We start from the raw sequence: 19385 nt of genomic DNA on the forward strand, positions 1-19385 counted from the left end.
GTTCTCAGCGACGCACAACCTGCTGAAACTGTGGCGGTCCGGCCGGGGGCCGGACGGCCACGAAGTGGCGGACGCGATCGCCCGATAACTGAGCTCGGTTCTTTTTTTTGTCGACGCTAACGGACCGGTCTGCCGAATCGTACAGCAGTGATTTCAGGCGATATTGGGTGACGGGTAGTACGGAATTCTTAGACGGGCTCCCTTGCGGAGAATTTCTCCCCGAGATGGTCCGGGCATATCCGCCCACTCGTCGGTCACCGCGACGGCGGCAGCGATCGCTTGTTGAGCGTCGTCACGAGTCGATTGCTGAACCTCGCCGATTACGTCGCTGGTGTCCGCAGGATTTCGAACTGTGATCGTATCGCCGTTCTCTGACTCAATCCACTCACCGTTGATGTAGTTCCGGTATGTCTCGGGCATGGTCGCGCTGTAGTATGACGTCTACTGTATCCAAACTTTTGGATGTGAGTTGACAACGACCACTGATCGACGATCTATGCCTGTTCACATCACTACTGGCCCAGATCGAGTTCGAGTCCCCCCAAGGACCGAAGAGTAAAGTCCCAAGTCAAGTTATAGATGGGTGAATGGGATTGAACAAGGAAGAAATCGAGGAACGGACTGATGACCAAGCTGAACTGGTCCAAGAGCGGTTGGAGCACATCCCAAACGGTCGAACGATGCCTGACCGGGAAGATATGTTGATGGCTTCTGCTAAGAAATTCAAACTTGGCATTGTTTTTGTCGATATCAACGACTTTACCGCGTATTCAGGAGATAACTCCGAGCGAGATGTCCTTTTCATGTTGAATCTATTGATCCCCGAGATCATGGAGATCGTCCGAGACTACGACGGTTACTTCGAGAAGAATACTGGTGACGGCATTCTCGCTTATTTTGGGGTCGGTGACGACTACGATACCATTGCAGAGACTGTTCTCGAATACTTTGCCACCGTGAAATATAGTTTAGCGAATCATATCGTTCCGACTCTGGAGGACAATGACGTCGAGCCAGTCACTATCAGCGGTGGCGCATCGATGGGTAAAAACGTTCATATTTCTAGGATCGGGAAACATAGCTTGAATCGCCGAACTGCGGTCGGAACCACTGCGAATATCGCCTCGAAACTAGAGAACAGAGCCAGTACGAACCAGTACTTTGTTAACGAAGGCATCTACCAACATTCCGACAAAGAAGATGGCTGGGGCCAGTACCTAACCGATAAAGGTGCGTTTGAAAGTTATCGATGGGGGAGTGATTCTTCAGGTTGGACACAACAACACTACTACCACTTTTCAGGGATTTGGAGTAGTACTGAGACAGATAACCTTAGGTAGCTATGCCTGATATTACGTCCGACGCATTGGTTGAACGTACGAACGATCACTTGAACCAGTATATTTCGCTTGCAGATAACAAGGCCTCAATACTGCTAACTGCACAGTTCGCTTTTCTCGGTCTATCCGCAAATGCATTGAATAATCTCACTTTCCAGTCCTCAGTAGTATTGGGGAGCGCATTTCTGAGCGGCATATTCGGTATTGTTAGCATTTTTCTTTCAGGATGGGTGGTTTACCCACGAACCCCAACACCACAAAAAGGCGTTATTTTCTGGGAAAATATCGTCGCACACGAGTCAGCAGAGGCGTTCCTAGAGGATATCCGTGGACTCGACAAGGGTGATGTGCAGGAACATTTAGTGAGGGAGAATTACAACCTAGCTACGGTTGCACACAATAAGTATCGGTTCCTCCGTTGGTCGCTACGGGGTACGGCTGGAATGTTGACGTTCGCCGTAATTTCCGGTGGGGCGTATCTCCTCTGTAACTGAAGTTCCGTGTAGGAGATACTGAATTTGTGAGTGCTTGCGATCTACGACGGTCTAGACAGCGAGCACCGCGATACCTACCTGCTGTCGCGCTTGGTAGGGAAGTTTGACCGGCGGCTGCTCATGCCGGCAGGACCACTATGACAACCAATTATGATACCAGCGTACTCGTCGTTGGCGCGACCGGCAATCAAGGCGGAGCTGTTGCGGACCGGTTGTTATCCGAGATCGAGCACACGACGTTCGAAGTTCACGCACTAACCCGCAACCGCGACAGCCCAGCCGCTAGATCACTGGCCGACAGAGGAGCGACCGTCATTGAAGGTGATCTGAATGACAAAACGACATCCAACCCGCCATAGAAGCGGTCAATGCCGTCTTCAGCGTCACGAACTACTTCATCGACGGGTACGAGGGTAAAATCGAACAGGGAACAAATGTTGCTGAGGTAGCGGCAGAAAGCGATATTGACCACTTCGTCTATAGCTCGGTCGGTGGAGCCGAACGAGACACTGGTATCGAACACTTCGACTCGAAGTACGAAGTCGAACGGCGGATCGAGCGAGCATATCTTGGAGAATGGGCAGCAGGACCAACCATTGAAATTGGCTTGATCCTGGTGGTAGCAGCATACGTTAGAAATTATATTGGCAGGGTAAGACTCGATTCTTCGTAATGGGTTACACCAAGTCGGAGCCGTGCCCACCGCTCAGAATTGCGGAGGCAGACTGGCTGGAAAAAGGAAAACTAATCCGTAGGGAGCGAGGGGTTGGCAAATTCATCTTTGATGAAGACGACGTGAATTCCTAACGTAGCCTTCAGTCGGTCACGGTTGCCGTACATGTGAGATTTGTCTGCCGAGACGATCTTTTTGAGAATATTTTTCTCATTCAGATTAGCGACTGTACTGAGAATTAATTTGTCACCGTATCCATCGATAAATCTGAGTACTGGTAGGAATCGGTCCTGGTCCAAATCCGACTCTGGATATTCTGTGACTCGCTCAAAAATCGTTTCGCACGCATCTCTTGCTTGCGTCTGAATCGTATCGCACAACCCATCCATCGTTTCCCGAGCAACCTCACAGGTGATCTCTTGATCATCAATCTCATTTTCAAGGAACGCCCGGATGCTTGGGCGGATACGTTCCTCAATTAGTTCCTTCGGGAAGACTTCACGGTCTATTCCTGTTTCAGAGACGAAATCGTCCACCAACGTGTCGAGCGTCAGCTCCTCATCGGCGACTCCCCGGTATTTCAGATCGAGATTCATCTGAGCAACTCGAACCTTCGAAAGCTTATCTCCAAAGACACCCTTCTCGGTCTTCCAGTCAACATCCGCACTCTCGGGTGAATTATTGACCGTACTGTTGCAGTATTCATAGATGACAGTCCGACTAGTGTAGAGTGAATTGTCGGTTGCAAAGAGCCTCTCCGCCTCGTCAGACCAGAGGTCGTGAAGAAAGGATAGCCCAACTAAGACGCCGGTATCAAGGAAATATCTCGCCATGGTTAGGTTGCGACATCGAAATCGAGAAGCGGTATCACGAACGCTTCCGCAGCCTTGACAGCTGTCTCATTCGTTCGGGCGTTCTGTCTGGCCTTCACTCGTTCGAGCTCCAAGAAGTCACTCCGGATACTTTCTTTTATCGCGCCGATGCTCTGAACATTCAACTCCGCGGCGATTTCACTGCGTAACAAGCCAGTATTCTCACGACACGCTAATTCGAGGCAGAATAACCGCCAGAACTTCTCTGATAATCGCTGTACTCGATTTGGATCATAGTCATCTGAATCGATCTCTGCACTCACCAATCGGTACCAGATATGGAGGTCGTCTTTGTACTCGGGGAATGTGTCCACCGGGAAGTTCTCAACGAAGTCATATACGATCTCACGAGTGCGTTCTTCGTTTCCCAAACAGTGTCATTTGTCCATCGTCAGCAGCGACACCAAGTTGCTTGTCAAGCTCCCGGTACGTGCGTTGCACATCGTAGGGAGCCTCTTTGTACAACTTGTCCGTCAACGACTCCAAGCCCATGCTGTAGTACTGACCGAGACTACTTTGGAGGGCTCGCCGGGCACGTCGAATAGTGGCGTCGTCCGCTTTGATTTCACTGGCTTCCGCGTCACATCTGATTCGTTGCCCAGCTTGCGTATCTACGATTCCAATTCCGGTATTATTCGTTCCGACGACGGCCCCATACATATACCAGTAAATGGGGAGATCCGCCGCAACGTGTTCTTTCTTCAACTCCTGTGATCCAAAATAGAGGATCTTGTGGAACGCTTTCGGTGGAATCGAATTATCGTACTCTGATCGGTGTTCGTCCAGAAGAAGTGCAGTGATCTCTTCTACACTTAATTCTCTACTCATCTCTGATTATCATTTGGCTTGTGGATACAAGGGTATATAGTATCTCTGTCTTCATCTGAGTCACTGCGGCCAATAGGGATATTCGGGCGTCACGATAGCTCCTCTATCATGAGAAGTGCAAAGCGCCAACCGACTGGTGGGATTTATCATCCCTTCAAATCAGGTGTATACTGTGTCGTGGGAGAATCTCGAAGGCGGGCAAGAAGCAAGCCAACATAGTGGAGAGGCCTACCGACAACGAGTTGAGAAGTATCTGGAGTCTGGCGAATTCCTCAGCGTTGGTGATCCGCACTCCGGAACGTCAGATATCCGCCTTGTGAGACCGGCCCACAACGAAGAGAAAGTGTTCCGTGTCGAGACCAAGAACACCAAAGCTTCGCTAACGAACCAGAATCTCATCAACGAGATCGCACGGCAATTCATCGATTTCTGCGTAACCAGCGAGGAATTTGAATTCTACATCTACGCACCGAACTTCGCTGACCAACCCCGATGGAAAGACATCTTCCGAGACCGCACACGGAAGCGGGATGCAGTTGAACGGTTCTACTCCGATATCGGTGAGCGACACTCGCTCAACGATGAGGAAACAGAGGAGTTTGAGAAACTTGGTTTCGAGGACTTCTGGCTATTTCTGGAAAACGTGGGTGCAAAGAAAGCGGGATACGAGCGACTCGGGGAACTGATTGAGGAGAACTGCTCTATTGAAAACGACACACGGCGTCGGGATTGTCCGGTTCTGGTATCGTCAGTTTCGTGAGATCGTTCTCGTGTTCGTGCTCAATAACATCAAGAAACGTACTAAGACGCTATGATCGTACTCCCGCATCGAATTTTCAATAGAGCAGTAAGTTAGATTTCTCACGTACTGAACTGTACTGGCAGCTCTTGGACTCCATAGAGGAACGAGCTCCCGACAGGTTGGAGTTCCGTTTCGGAGACTTGCATCGTCTCGAAGCGGTCAAACAGCGTCGAGAGAGCGGTCCTCGCTTCGAGACGTGCCAAGTGTGCTCCGAGACAGAAGTGGATGCCACTGCCGAAGGCGAGATGCTGATTCGGCGATCTGTCCGGAACGAACGTGTCAGGATCATCGAACTGGTCGCCATCATGGTTTGCTGAGCCGTTCCACGCGACGACTCTATCACCAGCTTTGACATCATGATCGCCGAGTTGTGTGTCGGTTGCTGCTATGCGTGAGACCGCCTGAATCGGCGATTGATACCGTAGCACTTCTTCGATGGCGAGTTCGAGCGAAGCGGCGTCACGAACTGATTCGATCCCATCGGGGAGCGTTGCGAAACACCGAACCGCATTCGTGATCAGATTCGTAGTCGTGATATTCCCGGCGATCAACAACAATGCGAGAAAACCGAGCGTTTCACCCTCTGAGAGGGTGGCACCCTCGACTTCAGCGTGAATGACTTTACTGATGAGGTCATCGCGTGGGTCTTCCTGACGCTGTTCGATCAGGTCCGTGAAGTACGTCGCCATCTCGGCTTGGGCCTGTAGCTGTTCTTCCCTGACGGTTTCTGCGCTCACCGTGGCTGCTCCGGGACCTTCGACGATGGTATCGGACCATTGCTTGAACTGCTCGCGGTCGTCCGCTGGCACGCCGATGAGTTCGGCGATCACGGTGACTGGCAGCGGCGTGGCGAGGTCCGCGATGATATCCATTTCACCGTCATCGACGACGGCATCGATGTACTCGTTGGTGATGTCCTGGATGTGCGGGGCGAGATGTTTCACCGCACCGGGCTTGAACGGGTCGTCGACGACTTTTCGGAGCTCGTCGTGGCGTGGTGGGTCGGTATTGAGCATGGTTTCGAGAGCCATGCCCCCGGTTTCATTCTCGCCCTGTGCTGTCAGCGGTCGTTCCGAGGAAAATTCCTCCGCGTTCTGGAGAACGGCTTGAACGTCGTCGTAGCGAAACACGTCCCAACACTCGCGGTCCTCGTCGTAGCGAATCGGTGATTCCTCGCGCATCTCTCGATACCACGGGAACGGATCGAGTTGTGCTTCCCGCGTCGAGAGTGCGTCTGGCTGAGCCACGGGTCCCGTTTGTCCTGAGGTTGCCATACGCCATGTACAGAGGACATTTCTATAATGGTTTTCATAACTGAAGGATTTCTGTCATTCCAGGGCATCCCGATGATCAGATAGTATTAGGACAATTTGTCTTGTTAAAATAGATAATAGCACGACAATGAGCTGCTCTATTGAAAATTCGGTGCGGGAGTACGATCATAGCGTCTCGGCGAGTTTCTTGATGTTGTTGAGCGCGAACACGAGAACGATCTCACGGAACTGACGGTACCAGAACCGCGAACGCAGGGCGGAGTCTTGCGTTCGCTTGACCGTCGAATAGGATGTCTCCGACATCCAGCGCTGGGTGTAGCCCTTCGTTCGGATGAGAGCGTTATTCGCAGTAGCCATCGGTCTCGATCCTTGGTGATGAACGAGGTACTCAACGTCCAGTGCAGCGATTTCGTATTCGGTGTGCCAGTCCTGAAACCCATTGTCAGCAGCTACTGACCGCAGGTCGTCCGCGTTCCGGCGGACGACCCGCGGGCCAGCCTTCGTGTCGTGTTCGCGCTCGATACAGCAATGGATGTCCAGTACCGCAAGCGACTCTGTATCGGTCAGCGTCGTCGCTTTGATCGTCTTGACGGTGCGGCCGCTCCGTTGGAGATAGTACTGCGAGGCTTGCTTGCGTTCGAAGAACGTGCTGTCCAACGCAACGTGTCCAGACTGCGGGTGTTGCTGCGCTGAGATGCGCAGCAACGCCCGCCAGACGTACATCGGGTACCGATCAAGGGAGTGGTAGAATGTGGTAGGATCAGGGAGCGCATCAGGATGAAGGCCGAGCCGGTCACATATCTCCGGCATGAGGCTCAACCGATCGACGAGTTCGGCATAGCTGTAGCCCTCTTCCTTGCGAATACAGTGTGCGACGATGTGAGCCTCGCGGGCAAGCCCGCCCGAGTCGGGCTTGCCCGCTCGCTTCCCCAACGCTTGTTTGGCTACACGCAGTGCAGTCTCAACGAGGTCGAGAAGCGCGACTCCCATAATCGATTTCTCGACCTCGTTTCCTCAAACGCATTACGGAGCAATCCCGTCGCCGTCGTCCATTTTCAATAGAGCAGCGTATAGGAGGGTGCTATCAGTCACAATTGGCCCTACACCAGCAGACCATATCACAAATTGTTGTTTGTTGAAATCGCCATGCGAGATGAAGAGGATATATCTATCGCCTTTCCGAAGGTTAATTTTCATTTCGTCACAACGAAGGGTAATGGGTCCGAATTGGTCTTCCAAACGGCGGCTTCCCCGCCGTCAATTTCTCACCTCCTCTGCAGTCGCCGGTCTATCCCCGCTCGGACAGCAAGCGCCACACACGACCAACGGTGTTAGTGAAAGCGCGTGGCCAATGAGTGGTGGATCGAGCGCCCAGACGAACGCTAATCCGTCGTCATCGTCGATCAAACAAGCGCCAACCGCCGAGTGGTCGTATACCGCGACGGAGAACATGTACACACCAATCGTCGTGGACGGGAGCGTGTTCTTCACCGCCGAGGACAAGCACCTGTACGCAGTCGACGCGGCGACGGGGCGAGAACGCTGGCGCACTTATTTCGCGGCTGGTGTCGGGGGAACGCCGGCGTATTCGGAAAATGCCCTGCTCGTATGTGATAACACCGACACCGTCTACCGGCTACAGCCAGACACAGGAGCGACCATCTGGGAGTTCGAGTTGGAAGCGACCTCGACCGTCTACGGCCCCGGATACAGTCCACCGTCCCCAATCATCGCGGATAGGCGTGTCTATGTTCCGACGAAATCCGCACTCTACGCACTCGATATCGAGACGGGTGACCCGCGCTGGGTCCGTCGGCCCGGTCCTACGGGCGGGTCTTTGTTGACTCACCCGGCAGTTTCCGCTGGTCGCGCTGTCGTCGGTGAATGGACGAGTGGCCCATCCACGTCAGATGCGGAAAATCTGGGCCTCTATGCCTACGATGCGGAGACGGGGAAACTCCTCTGGGAGAATAGCCCTCGCACGACCGACGAGAGCATTGACCGAATCCAGGACCCACCGGCCCTTACGCCCGAAGCGGTGTACGTCACGAGTGAGGGGAACGAAGTTCATCGCGTGGACGCCGCAACCGGGGAGATCGTCTGGACGCATACACTCAGCGAGGAGAGTTTCGGAAGTCCCTCGGCTCTGACGGTCACTGACTCGGCCGCGTATCTCTCCGTCGAGAACGGTATCCTTGCACTAGCCCTCGATACGGGCGAACCTCGATGGCAATCGAGGAACAGAATGATGTGGGGGTTTCGACCCTCGGTAGACAGTAGCCAGCTCTATACGTCGGTTGGGACCGAACTCTGGGCACTGGATAGGGCTTCAGGCGAGCGGCGGTGGACGCATCCTGACGTTTACGGCTCAATTGTGGTTGCGGGAGGGACGCTCTACGTGGCTGACGACAAGTCTGTTACGGCTTTGGAAGTGCTCAGACCGGGAAAGCCTCATGGGCGAAAAACGGGCGCGAGGGCGAATGAAGCACTCATCTCGCTCGGAATTGGCGCTGCAATCATCCTCGGAAATCTCTATGCAATATGGCGCTCTCGACGGTCGGAGAGGAAGTAGCCATCATTGGTGTCGCTAGATGCGCCCGCTCTCAGAGGTAAAGCGTGAATGTACTCAAGATAGCGACCCCGAGAAAGCAGATACCGAAGACGGTGGTGGCACGGATGCTTGCCAACAGTGCGGACTTCGAGTGGTTGTGAGCGTTGTGGGTGTATTTTCCTCGGTGGTAGAAGAGATAACCGAGCCAGACCGCGAGAACGACCGCGATTCCGAAGGCAAGTGCTGGGACTGTTTCGAGCCGAGACGAGACGCGCGCAAACTGGTACTGAAGGCGGAACGGAATCGTTTGGTCTACAAAGAAGACCACAACTAGGCTGGCGGCACCGAACACCCCACCAAGGGCGAGCTGAACGATTGCTGCACTGCCCACCCGAGTGTCGGTACTGGCTGGAGTGTAACTCGGTGGGACGAGTCCATAGCCCGAATAATAGAGCACAGGAAGCGTGAGCACGGCACCGAGAACCCCGAGTATGAACGCACCAAGCAGATACAGTATCGCCGCCAAAGCAAAGAAGAACACGTACAGCGGGACAAGAAGCAAGCCCTCTGTGATCATTGGTTTCTTCTATGGATTAGCGACTCTTAGTTGCTCTCCCTCGGATACCGAGAATTGGTATACAGATTACGATTTCGAGAGGGTGACCTGATACAGTGACAGGTTTGCTGAATACGCGCCCTGACGGCACAGGAGAAAGGGGTGTTTCGCCGGGAACACCCCGACCGAGATCGTATGCTCATCACCGGCAGTGATCTCGAGTTCAACCCAAATGCATCCCTCTCTCCGTTATATCNCTGACGGCACAGGAGAAAGGGGTGTTTCGCCGGGAACACCCCGACCGAGATCGTATGCTCATCACCGGCAGTGATCTCGAGTTCAACCCAAATGCATCCCTCTCTCCGTTATATCGACAAAACCGATTATTTCTCCGCTTATCCCGCCGATTGCTTCCGCTGGGCCTCCGATTCAAGGAATCGGGAGGCCCGCTTGAGGTTTGTCCCGATTGCTTTCGCTATCGACGCGTTCTTCACCTTGATCGTCCCGGTGAACCGTGTTTTCTCCCCATCTTGATGATACACCTCATTGACTAATGACTCAGCACCGGCGCGTAAGTTCAGAAACTCTTCCTCGGCTGGATCGTCCATCCGCTTCCGGCGGTGGGCGAGTTTTACGCTCCGCTCGTCGAAACCGTAACTGTAGAATTGCTGCTTCTCCGTCACGAAACAACTCTCCTGAAGTGGACAGACGTCACAGAACTCGCTGTCCATTCGGCCAGAGATGCGGCCGCTCTCCATGTATCGCTGCTCGAATGGTTCGTGTCCGGCAGGACACGCAACCATTCTGTGTCCGTCCCACTCCGCCTCCGCGAGCGATAACTTCTCTTCAGAAGGCGGCTGCCCAGTCAGCCCTGTAAAGTGCTGCGTGATCCCGTGATCATCGCAGCACGACTCTACTTCTTTGTGCGTGTAGCCACCGTCCACCAGAAGATCGGTCAATCCTGTCTCGGCTGGTAGTTCTGCCACATCCTCCGCCAGAAGATCTCCATCGTCCGTGTTGTTGGTATCTACCCGAATGGTCGTAATGAGCCGGAACGGATTGTCGCCATCGCACGTTTCGGCGACATTCGCTTTGTATCCACAGTGTGACTCGTTGCCCTTACGGCGGTATGTCGCATCTACGTCGTGTGGATTTTGCATCGAGTTGCTACTGATCTCGTCGGGCTCTTTCAGCCCGACGCGATCTTGATCGGAGTCAATCTCCTCTGACTGGCGCGTCTCAGCACCGGTCTGGTCTAGCTCATTCTCAGGAGACGTGAAGTTCCTGATCGGTTCCCATCCCGGTGACGGCGGGTCACCGGGATGGTCATCATCGTCAGTATCCTCCTCAGAATCCAGCTCGTCGTCTTCGAGTTCGCCAATGCGATAGCACTGCTCGTCAAGGATCTGCTGAAGATGAGCAAAACTCACACGCTCAGCATACTCTTGGTCGTCTGCAAACCGCTCAACGAGCCAGGCGGTATGCTCGACGAGCGTTTCCATCGTCGAGTCAACCTCTCCCGGCTCCAGTTCATACGAGAGCTCAAGATTCTCTGTCTCGGCGAACTTGTCCATCCCGGCTGGGAGTTCCTGGACGATCTCGTCGGGGAGATCGTCCAGGAAGCTGTACACGACTTTGGCAATCAGGTCGATCCGAGAGAGTTGCTTGATGTTGGCCTCAATGAACGTTGAGTCCATCCGCTGGGTACTCGCGTCGATCTCGAACTCTTCTTGGAGGTAGCTGCGGTGGTCTTTGAAGACCTCGTGCAGCAGGTCTCGACCTGTTTCTTCCTCGAATTTCATCAGCCGTCGGCGGAAATTCGTGAACGTCTTCGCACAGATATTGTCGCCGAGCGTCTCTTTACCCAGCGCGTTTCGGACGCGAAAGTCGAACAAGTAGGCGTGTTCGAGCTGTTCATCGGACAATCCAAGCAGGTGCTTGATGATCTCCAGCGAAACCAACTCGTTGACCGGCTTGTTCGGACGGCTATACCCGCCATGGTATAGCCGTCCGAACGTTCTCTCATCAATCTGAGTGAAAATATGTTCGTAAAAATGAGTAGACCAGTGATTTCGCAGTTTCTTCTTTGGTCCAGCAGGTAGGTCTTTAACGGGCGAAAAGAGCGTTTCCTGCTGATGTTTGTGATTCTCTCTAAACATATTTTCACCTAGCTTAGCAACCAATCGAGCCGAAGTAACGTATAGCTATCGTATATTATCTTGATGAGTCTGTCAAAACCTGCTTGTGGCCTATGAATCGTCAAAAGGGACTCCTTTTTACTTCGCCCTCNACGTATAGCTATCGTATATTATCTTGATGAGTCTGTCAAAACCTGCTTGTGGCCTATGAATCGTCAAAAGGGACTCCTTTTTACTTCGCCCTCGCGCCCTGTATCTCGCACGGTGGATCTCCCAGCTGCTAGAAGCGATTCGCGCAAAACTATGGAATGCTCCGATAATCACTACAGCTCTCGCTGGCGTTTCTCAAAGCATCACTTCTCTTCGTTCATTGGCGTGTAATACTGCCGTCGGCCCTCGCTATCGTGATAGATGAGTTCGCCATCCGGCAAATCCCAGAACGTCCATACGGACGCGAGATCGCCCACCGCACCTGCGGAATTGCCGAGTGCGAGAACCGCTGCTGAGGCGATCATCCAGAGATGTTGGCTCCAGACGAGCACGACGATGCTCACGGGCGTCAGGATGATGAGGGGTGCAAGCGCTATCGCGAGCAATTGACTACGCGACTGAAATCCACCATACGTGACGATTTCTGGCGACCAACTCAGCGGGTGGTGGTACTCGAATTGGAATGCCGTTCGTAGGCCGAACCAGCGTCCGGCGAGCGCGTGCAGCGACTCATGACCGACGAGCAGAACGGCGAACGTCCCGATCAACCAGACGATATAGGCCGTCCACTCATCCGCGGTATCCGGCTGCAATACCTCTCGAACGATACGAACAGCGGTGTCGGGATCGTGAACACTAACAACGAGCGCAGGAACCGCCACGAGCACGCCGATGAGCCAGCAAAACAGGGTGGCCGTGACGAACCACGGCTGAGTGGATTTGGGTTCGTGCTTCCGATAGCCCTTGGGCGGCGCTGGCGGCCACTCTGGGGCCATCAATCGTAGCAGTCGTAAGCAGTTTCGCGGTAGGCTTGCTCGCTGTCATCGTGCTGGGCACGCTCGACAGCCGCTCGTGCCTCATCGAGCAGCGCGTGGGCGCGCGAAAGATCGCTACCGTGGAGCGCGTCAATCGCGTACTCGCAGGCTTCGACCGCTTCTTGCTGGTGGGCGTCCGAACGGTCCTCCGCGTCGGCGGGATGGCGGTTGTCGTCGCTCATGGACTCTCACCCGGATGCAACCACACGGTCAGTCTCATCAGCTTGCCCTGCGAGTTCAACATCAAGGTGGACCCGCCGGTAGGGAACGTAGGGCCGTTTCGTCTGGCCCTCGTCGACGACGAAGATGAGACCGTACTGATCGAGCACCCCCACATCGTCGTGAACTGGGCGATAATCCCGATCGAGAGCGTCCGCGAGTGCAGAAATACTCTCCGCGGCACCGTCGATGGCGATCAGCAGACGCAGGAGTTCGATGCGTCGTTCGGTGAGGATTTTCCGCAGGTCATCGATGCTCGCAAATGAGACGACTGCGGGCGTGGATTCCCCATCCTCGGTAGTGCGTGCTGCTGCAAGCGTCTCCTCGCGTGCTTGCTCGAACGGTTCGACCGTGATCCGAAGCGTCTCAGGATGGGGACGGTCGCGCGGGTCGCGGTACTCAGCGGGCCAGCCGTCGTGCGTGGATTCGTTGTCAGTCATGGGGTGTCTCCTCGATGATGCGCGCTATTTCAGTGAAGAACAGGCTAACGTGCGCGACAAGACTCTGAAATGCGAGAGCAGTATCCTCGCCGTCAGCGACGTGCCGGTGGTGGTTTCCGAGTGTGTCATCGTCGTGAGCGTTGTCGTAGCGCAGTATTTCGCCGTCTTCGGGGTGGTAGTATTGGAAGCGGTAGAACCACCCGCCAGGATAGCTTGCATCGAGAATAGCGAACATCTCGACGCGCCCACCCGGAACGGCACGGTTGAGTTCGAGTGGTCCCGCCATCTATCGCATTCATTATGGCCTATGACATCATAGACAATAAAGCTGCCGGAGGAGATGGTTCTCTGGTGAATCAACAAACCGTATGCTACTATATCGACGTTTCTAGTGGTTCGCCGACATATCGATCGTGGTTGTTGGCGATGTGCCCCCTGCAATGAAGCACATGGATTATTGCAGCCTGCAACGAATTCTGATTCTTCATATGGCTCAAGGGATGCAAGCAAGAGACAGAAACAGCGGAAATGGTGGAGTGGTAGTTACAGGAGCTGAAGTCGGCTAGGTAGGATTCGTCATGCATGGACACCCGGGAAATTTAGCCCAACGGTCCAAAGTTCACAGCAAACCGTGCATTAGGAACCTCACCTAGCCGTCATCAGACAGGAGGGATATTCTAGCCAAAGAGACCGAGATCTGTGAGTTCGGAGATGATCGCCTCTGTCGCCGCTTCCGCGTCTGCAGGTACTTTTCGACCCGTGATGACTGTCTTGCCCGATCAAAGTGTTCTGTTGAATAGAGGTACGGCGGCGGGATAGACCGTTATATCGATAAGGATGAAGCCGAGGACGGTTGCCATGGTCGAAGTGGATCTCCTCGACTTCATCAGGAACTGTAGGCGGCTAGCCAAACAAGCGTTGGGACCGATGCGGGCAAGCCCGCCGAGTGGGCTTACCCATGGAAGCACCTGGCCATCCACGGTTATCGACTCGAAGACGACCACAGCTACCGCGAAACGGAAAATCGACTCCGGTGTTTCGGCGAACTGCGCGAGATTCTTGGTATCGTGGGTTCTATGAAATCGTCTGATGTTCGCTATCTCGAACATCGAACAAGTTTGTGAGAAGCTGTGAGCAGCGCGCCGTCTTCCAATTCAACACGGCAGCGATAGCTGGCTTCTTAGCCGAGAGCCAAAACCGTCCTAACCGTTCTATGATATCCTGAGACGTAACCGTACAACTCACCACCAAAACTTAGATTTACCAGCATAGACGCGTGAAGTGATTCGGCGTTGGAGCTCGCTGAATCACTTCATATTGCTGTGAATATTATTCGCGGAGTTTCTCAACAATCGGTGCGTGAGCGATTTCGTCGTCATCGATCGCGAGCAGTTCGTCGTCGATGGCCGCCTCGATGTCGATGCCGAGGCGGTCGGCGACACCGCGACCCCAGCGCGGGTCGGCCTTGTAGAAGTGGCCGATCTGGCGCTTCTGGATTTCCTCGTCGACCGGTTCCATGTCGTCGGCGAAGTTGTCCATGAGGTGTTCTTTCTGTTCGTCATCCATCACGTCGCGGAACATATCACCGGGCTGTTTGAAGTTGTCGATGCGTTCGGCGGCTTCATACCGGTCCGCATCGCCCTCGATACTGAGCGGCGGTTGCTCGACTTCTGGTTTCTCGACGGGGCCGCCGAAGCTGTTCGGTTCGTAGTTCGGTCCGCCGTCGTTGTTGCCGTCCGAACGCATTGTGCCGTTCTGGTGGTAGTTGTTCGTCTCGGTGTTCTTCGGCCGGTTGACGGGGATGTCCTCGAAGTTCGTGCCGATGCGGTAGCGGTGGGCGTCATCGTAGGATGGGATGCGACCCTGTAACATCTTGTCCGGGCTGTGGGCGATCCCTGGTACCGTGTGGGCAGGTGAGAACGCCGCTTCCTCGATGTCTTGGAAGAAGTTGTCGGGGTTCTCGTTGAGTTCCATCGTTCCGACCTCGATGAGCGGGTAGTCGTCGTGGGGCCATACCCGGGTGATGTCGAAGGGGTTGTAATCGACTTCCTCGGCCTCTTCTTCGGGCATGATCTGGACCTTGAGTGTCCAAGTGGGGTAGTTGCCTTCCTCGATGGCCTCCCAGAGGTCCTCGCGGTGGTAGTGTGGGTTTTTGCCGGCGAGTTTCTCGGCCTCATCGGGGTCGAGATTCTCGATGCCTTGATCGGTTTTGAACTGGAAGTGGACCCAGTGGCGCTCGCCCTCGTCGTTGTACAGCGAGTACGTATGACTACTGTAGCCGTTCATGGTGCGCCACGAGGCGGGGATGCCGCGCTCGCTGTACAGCGTCGTGATCTGGTGGAGCGACTCGGGTGAGAGCGACCAGAAGTCCCACTGCGGGGTCGGATCGTTCAGCCCGTTTTTGGGGACTTCCTTCTNAGCGTCGTGATCTGGTGGAGCGACTCGGGTGAGAGCGACCAGAAGTCCCACTGCGGGGTCGGATCGTTCAGCCCGTTTTTGGGGACTTCCTTCTGCGTGTGGATGAAGTCGGAGAATTTCGAGGCGTCACGGATGAAGAACACGGGGGTGTTGTTGCCCACCATATCCCAGTTGCCCTCCTCGGTGTAGAACTTCAGCGCGAACCCGCGCGGGTCGCGCACGGTGTCGGGCGCACCGCGCGAGCCGGCGACTGTCGAAAAGCGGGCAGCCATGTCGGTCTCCTTGCCTTCTTCGGAGAACATGTCGGCCATCGTGTAGTCGCTGAGTACGTCGTTCGTGACCGTGAACGTCCCGAACGCGCCGCCACCCTTCGCGTGGACGATCCGCTCGGGGATCTCCTCGCGGTTGAACTGGGCCATCTTCTCGAAGTAGTGATAATCCTCCATCAGGAGGGGGCCCTCGGGACCGGCACTGCGGCTGTTCTGGTTGTCGGGGACCGGCTCGCCCGAGTTCGTCGTCAGCGTCTCACGCTCGGGGTCGTCCTTTTCGTAATCCGCTTCGTCCATTCCATGTTTTGGGTTGTCCTCTGCCATTGTTGCCTACGATTTTCTATTGTCCTGAATGACTTTAAATCCTCCCCAACATAGTTTTCTGTGAGGGGAGTTTTCTTTGGTTTATGACCATATCCGATGTCCGATACTGACGCGGACGAGCAGCTCAGAACAACGCGTCCCGATCTGGTGTAGACTATCGGGATAGCATGTCGGCAATGAACATTCGGTAGAGAGATGGTTTGTGTAGCAAGAAACTAGGCAGATCAGGAATTGATCAGTCACTCATTCTTCTGGTTCCGATACGCTACAGAAGAGCGTTCGCTTCAGAAGCCAAGGTTAAGTACCCGATTACCGACAAGCGACAGACAGATCATTGAGAGAAACACGACAAACGTCCCGAACGCGATCCCCCAGCCTGCAGTATCTGCGATCGTGCCCACGACGACGCTTCCAGTCGCGCTCATCATCATGTACGCCGTCCGCACGAGACCGAATCCAGCACCGCGTTCTTCATCTGAAAGGTTATCCATAAACCGTGGCAGGAGTGCTGCGCCCCACCCCATCGAAACGCCGATAAGAACGATTCCAACGAGCAGAACAGCTAATCGGGATCCGACGAGGAGCAGCGTAAACCCGCTGATCCCGAGCACCGCACAGAACCCCGCCGTCTCCTCGCGACCGTACCGATCCGACAGCGATCCGATGCCAGGCTGTGTGAGCCCCTGAATAACGAAATACGCCGAGAACAGCGCGCTGGCGAACGTCACCGAGTAGCCGTGATACGCGATCAGAAACGTCGGGAGAAACGACGCCGTCGCCTGCCATATGAATTCGAACAGAAACGCCAGCACAGCAGTGAACGCGATCTTCCGCCGGGAAAGTAGTTCCACGACCGGCCTGAGAGCAAATCGGTCACCCATCGGTTGCTCGGGACGTGCGGGTTCAGTTGGACGCACTTTCCATCGAAAGAGAATGAATATGGGCAACGCGGCCACGGTTCCGAGCGCGATCGCCGCCCGCCAGCCGAACCACTGGCTGACGGCGGCCGCCGCGATCGGCGCAAGCAATCCAGCCAATGGTGCCCCGGAATTGTGAAGACCGATCGCAGTGCCGATGTTGTTCAGCTCTCGGGTCAGGAGTGTCGTCGCAACGCTGTAGTGCAACCCTGCAACCCCACCCAAAATCAGCGTGAAGATGAGGAAAACCGGCATTGATGGCGAAAGCGCGAGCAGGGCGCTGGCGACCGTGGTCAATCCAATCGCCACAAGGATGATGATCCGCTCTCCGTATCGATCGGCAAGAACACCGCTCGGGAACTGTGCGAAAGCATACGCCATCCAGAGACCGGTTAGAGCGAGGCCGAGAACACCGGTCGACGAATCGAACGTCTCGACGATCTCCGGCACCACCGGACTGATCACCAGCCGGGCGACCATCGTTGCGAAAAACGCCAGCGTACAGAGAGCGACAAGTGTCACTCGGTAGTCCCAGACTCGCTTCACTATGCACGGTAGCCATGTGGGCTGGTAAAACGTACTGGCTCACTGCAGAACGCATTGGTGTAGCTGCCAGATTGCTACACTCTGGGCAACTAATCCCAGAGGAGCGGTGGCAGAGCCACGATCCCCCTGTTCGTGCTTTCAGTCACACTTTCCGCGGGGAGCAGTGGCTGATTCTTCGTCGGAGCTGAGTCCGCGACCGGTGAGTGCACGGTCAACACTCTGGTGGGCAGTGCGAAGGGTACCGATGAGACTGGTCGTGTCCGACACTACGGGATAGGTCACGGAGAGTGATCCGTACAGGTACTCGTTGAATTCGTGATCGATACGATGTGTACTGGGAACGCGCTGTTCGCTGAGAGTGGCTTGTCGATCGGTGAGTAGCTGCTCGCACTCGTGTCTGCGCGAGCGCAGGCGTTCGTCAGCATCAGCGAGTTCCCTGGCGGTCCAGTTCTCGAACGAGCGCGTCCCCACGGTCCCGTCGAGATCAGACCCCAAGCGTGTCAGCTTCTCGTCGGCAGTCTCGAGAGCACTATGTTCGCTTTTGAGACCTTGCAGCAGCGAGTGTCGGCTCTCACGCGCCTGCTGACTGCATTCGACGAGCTGATCGCGGAGCTGTGGTGTGAGCTGATCGCTGGCTCGCACGGTGGTCGCGACCTCCAGTCCGAACTCCTGAGCAAGGCTTTCCTCGAGTGTATCGTCGTAGACGTCGGCGTAGTGATCGACAGCCATGACCGTCTCGCGGTAGATGTCATGGACTTCCTCAAGCGTGGTAGCTGCATTCGAGTTGTGAGGCGATTGGGCCAACAGCTGTGTCGATGGCTGCTGGAACTCGTCGGTCGTCGGGTTGACTGCAACCACATCGAGATCGGCAATGCGATCGGTGAATGTCGCGAACGCATCGCGCTCGTCGGTAGTCCATTCACGATCACTCTCGACGACCTCTGTTGCGGACCGCGTCGTGGTCGGGACGAAACGAGTGGTCATTACTGACAATACGGCATGGGTTACTATAGTTCTATTCGTCGAATACAACACTAACGAAACCCGTATATATTGTCGGTCAGTCTCGCTCTTAGCCGCAGTGTAGAACAGCTGGCCGAAGGTTTTCGCAGTGAGTATGGGCTTAGATTCTTCAGGTGACCAGTACTGGCCGGGTGAATTGACGACACGAACGGTTGATACTTAGCCGACAAACCCAGACGCTCGGTGATAGTTGTCTGATTAGACCGCTGAGAGGTCTGGAGAAGAGCACCGGAGCCGCCGCAGCCCGACGGCGTGAGCGTTCACACAATGACAGCGGAGATGTGGCAGTGAGGCTTGGAGCGATGCGAGGGTCAGTCCTCGCTCTCGTTGGCGAGGAAGGAGAGCGCTCCACCGAGGATGATGAGGTTCTTCAGGAAGTGGACCTGCTGGCCCTCGCGTTGATCGTCCTCCATGTTCCAGAAGTCGTGCATCTGTGGCGTAACGGCGATGAACCACGTCACAACTGCTCCGGGTGCGAGCTGCTTGAATCGACCAAGTGCGATACCGAGCCCACCGAACAGCAACATTCCACTCGAAAACGGCACAAGTGTCTCGGCCTCTGGAACACCCTTCGAGTTAGCGTACCCAATTGGTCGCGTCGCAAAGTCCTCTAGACTTTGCCTCTGGTAGCCTCGACTGTGAGGTCACAGCTCATGGTTGTTTTGGTTGATCGGTT

Annotated in this window: 22 protein-coding genes and 1 pseudogene; 5 read left to right on the forward strand and 18 right to left on the reverse strand. The window is 54.9% G+C overall.

Annotated features, from left to right (window positions below; genetic code table 11):
* Positions 1-153: 153 nt before the first annotated feature.
* Complete coding sequence (locus C451_RS02705) at positions 154-420, reverse strand: aldehyde dehydrogenase family protein (protein ID WP_007737455.1); 267 nt, start codon at positions 418-420, stop codon at positions 154-156.
* A 167-nt stretch (positions 421-587) separates the two neighbouring features.
* On the opposite strand from C451_RS02705, the gene C451_RS02710 reads away from it, so the two are divergent.
* The 3 genes and pseudogenes from C451_RS02710 (at position 588) to C451_RS24260 (ending at position 2507) form a co-directional block, all read left to right on the forward strand.
* Positions 588-1340, forward strand: a complete 753-nt coding sequence (locus C451_RS02710) for an adenylate/guanylate cyclase domain-containing protein (RefSeq protein ID WP_007737456.1) — start codon at positions 588-590, stop codon at positions 1338-1340.
* Positions 1341-1390: 50 nt separating this feature from the next.
* Positions 1391-1834 (forward strand): Pycsar system effector family protein, encoded by a 444-nt coding sequence (locus C451_RS02715; protein ID WP_152420359.1) that lies wholly within the window; start codon positions 1391-1393, stop codon positions 1832-1834.
* Between the two features lie 137 nt (positions 1835-1971).
* A pseudogene (locus C451_RS24260) lies at positions 1972-2507 on the forward strand (NmrA family NAD(P)-binding protein).
* 71 nt (positions 2508-2578) lie between these two features.
* Here the strand turns inward: C451_RS24260 and C451_RS02720 are convergent.
* The 3 genes from C451_RS02720 to C451_RS23225 are packed head-to-tail and all read right to left on the reverse strand — an operon-like array spanning position 2579 to position 4207.
* Positions 2579-3340 (reverse strand): hypothetical protein, encoded by a 762-nt coding sequence (locus C451_RS02720; RefSeq protein WP_007737457.1) that lies wholly within the window; start codon positions 3338-3340, stop codon positions 2579-2581.
* Between the two features lie 2 nt (positions 3341-3342).
* Positions 3343-3750: a hypothetical protein gene (locus tag C451_RS23220; protein WP_049912758.1), complete on the reverse strand. Its 408-nt coding sequence runs from the start codon at positions 3748-3750 to the stop codon at positions 3343-3345.
* The gene (locus tag C451_RS23225; RefSeq protein ID WP_049912760.1) at positions 3725-4207 is read right to left on the reverse strand and encodes a hypothetical protein; all 483 of its coding nucleotides are present in this window, start codon (positions 4205-4207) and stop codon (positions 3725-3727) included. The genes C451_RS23220 and C451_RS23225 overlap by 26 nt, the downstream gene beginning before the upstream one ends.
* Positions 4208-4343: 136 nt before the next feature.
* Here C451_RS23225 and C451_RS02735 point away from each other — a divergent pair, with 136 nt between their 5' ends.
* Complete coding sequence (locus C451_RS02735) at positions 4344-4967, forward strand: hypothetical protein (protein ID WP_049912761.1); 624 nt, start codon at positions 4344-4346, stop codon at positions 4965-4967.
* Between the two features lie 101 nt (positions 4968-5068).
* On the opposite strand, the gene C451_RS02740 is transcribed toward C451_RS02735, so the two are convergent.
* Positions 5069-6283, reverse strand: a complete 1215-nt coding sequence (locus tag C451_RS02740; protein WP_049912763.1) for a cytochrome P450 — start codon at positions 6281-6283, stop codon at positions 5069-5071.
* 165 nt (positions 6284-6448) lie between these two features.
* Positions 6449-7273, reverse strand: a complete 825-nt coding sequence (locus C451_RS02745) for an IS5/IS1182 family transposase (RefSeq protein ID WP_007737461.1) — start codon at positions 7271-7273, stop codon at positions 6449-6451.
* 361 nt (positions 7274-7634) lie between these two features.
* Here C451_RS02745 and C451_RS02750 point away from each other — a divergent pair, with 361 nt between their 5' ends.
* Entirely contained in the window at positions 7635-8855 is a 1221-nt protein-coding gene (locus C451_RS02750; RefSeq protein ID WP_007737462.1) for an outer membrane protein assembly factor BamB family protein, read from the forward strand.
* 31 nt (positions 8856-8886) lie between these two features.
* On the opposite strand, the gene C451_RS02755 is transcribed toward C451_RS02750, so the two are convergent.
* The 12 genes from C451_RS02755 to C451_RS02805 all read right to left on the reverse strand — a co-directional run bounded on the left by C451_RS02755 (position 8887) and on the right by C451_RS02805 (position 19236).
* Entirely contained in the window at positions 8887-9411 is a 525-nt protein-coding gene (locus C451_RS02755) for a hypothetical protein (RefSeq protein ID WP_007737463.1), read from the reverse strand.
* 374 nt (positions 9412-9785) lie between these two features.
* Positions 9786-11549 carry a transposase gene (locus tag C451_RS02760; RefSeq protein ID WP_007737464.1) on the reverse strand — a complete coding sequence of 588 codons (1764 nt, stop codon included), beginning with the start codon at positions 11547-11549 and terminating at the stop codon, positions 9786-9788.
* Between the two features lie 332 nt (positions 11550-11881).
* Positions 11882-12514 (reverse strand): DUF3267 domain-containing protein, encoded by a 633-nt coding sequence (locus C451_RS02765; RefSeq protein WP_007737465.1) that lies wholly within the window; start codon positions 12512-12514, stop codon positions 11882-11884.
* On the reverse strand, positions 12514-12735 hold the full coding sequence (locus C451_RS02770) for a hypothetical protein (protein ID WP_007737466.1): 222 nt from the start codon (positions 12733-12735) through the stop codon (positions 12514-12516). The genes C451_RS02765 and C451_RS02770 overlap by 1 nt, the downstream gene beginning before the upstream one ends.
* Positions 12736-12741: 6 nt before the next feature.
* Complete coding sequence (locus C451_RS02775; RefSeq protein ID WP_007737467.1) at positions 12742-13212, reverse strand: HVO_A0114 family putative DNA-binding protein; 471 nt, start codon at positions 13210-13212, stop codon at positions 12742-12744.
* Positions 13205-13498 carry a toxin-antitoxin system TumE family protein gene (locus tag C451_RS23085; RefSeq protein ID WP_007737468.1) on the reverse strand — a complete coding sequence of 98 codons (294 nt, stop codon included), beginning with the start codon at positions 13496-13498 and terminating at the stop codon, positions 13205-13207. Before C451_RS23085 ends, C451_RS02775 begins: the two co-directional genes overlap by 8 nt.
* Positions 13499-13991: 493 nt before the next feature.
* Positions 13992-14321 (reverse strand): hypothetical protein, encoded by a 330-nt coding sequence (locus C451_RS02785; RefSeq protein ID WP_007737469.1) that lies wholly within the window; start codon positions 14319-14321, stop codon positions 13992-13994.
* Positions 14322-14541: 220 nt separating this feature from the next.
* Entirely contained in the window at positions 14542-15498 is a 957-nt protein-coding gene (locus C451_RS23500) for a catalase (protein WP_206536666.1), read from the reverse strand.
* Positions 15499-15602: 104 nt separating this feature from the next.
* Positions 15603-16223 carry a catalase gene (locus tag C451_RS23990; protein ID WP_206536665.1) on the reverse strand — a complete coding sequence of 207 codons (621 nt, stop codon included), beginning with the start codon at positions 16221-16223 and terminating at the stop codon, positions 15603-15605.
* 284 nt (positions 16224-16507) lie between these two features.
* The gene (locus C451_RS02795) at positions 16508-17662 is read right to left on the reverse strand and encodes an MFS transporter (RefSeq protein WP_049912765.1); all 1155 of its coding nucleotides are present in this window, start codon (positions 17660-17662) and stop codon (positions 16508-16510) included.
* A 162-nt stretch (positions 17663-17824) separates the two neighbouring features.
* On the reverse strand, positions 17825-18670 hold the full coding sequence (locus tag C451_RS02800) for a DUF7260 family protein (RefSeq protein ID WP_007737476.1): 846 nt from the start codon (positions 18668-18670) through the stop codon (positions 17825-17827).
* Positions 18671-19020: 350 nt separating this feature from the next.
* Complete coding sequence (locus C451_RS02805) at positions 19021-19236, reverse strand: hypothetical protein (protein WP_007737477.1); 216 nt, start codon at positions 19234-19236, stop codon at positions 19021-19023.
* Positions 19237-19385: the final 149 nt, after the last annotated feature.

Origin of the sequence: Halococcus thailandensis JCM 13552 (assembly GCF_000336715.1) — an archaeon.
In the GTDB taxonomy this organism is placed as follows: domain Archaea; phylum Halobacteriota; class Halobacteria; order Halobacteriales; family Halococcaceae; genus Halococcus; species Halococcus thailandensis.